Source organism: Psychrobacter sp. TB20-MNA-CIBAN-0197 (genome assembly GCF_040309765.1).
Lineage (GTDB): Bacteria > Pseudomonadota > Gammaproteobacteria > Pseudomonadales > Moraxellaceae > Psychrobacter > Psychrobacter submarinus.
Window position 1 is genome coordinate 1 of sequence record NZ_JBEOPC010000266.1, and the last position, 320, is coordinate 320.

Genomic DNA, 320 nt, shown 5'->3' on the forward strand with positions numbered 1-320 from the left:
TCCCAACGGTGTCCGGGCTCCCCGGCCCTGCCCGGCAGCAGCAGGCGCCAGCCGCTATCCTGGCTGTTGGTAAACACGGCGATATCGTTCAGCGCAAACACGCTGGTTGTGTTTGCTGTCGGCAGGCGTGGATCCTGTTGCGCGACCAGACGCCCGGCGACATCGTGGCGCTGGCGGGTCACGAGAGCTTTCGGCGTGTCACCCGCCACGGTACGCAAATAAGCGACCTGACGGACTGGCAGGCCACGTCCGTCGCTGGCTGTCAGCGAAGGCGTGCGCCAATGTGTGGAGGCGGTCATGAGCCTGACCCACGCGTAGAC

General features: G+C 65.9%; 1 protein-coding gene. It reads right to left on the bottom strand.

Features of this window, described 5'->3' with window-relative positions:
* Positions 1-299 (bottom strand): hypothetical protein (locus AAEY83_RS13595; RefSeq protein WP_351059599.1); only part of this gene is annotated, 299 nt, incomplete at its 3' end.
* Positions 300-320 lie beyond the last annotated feature (21 nt).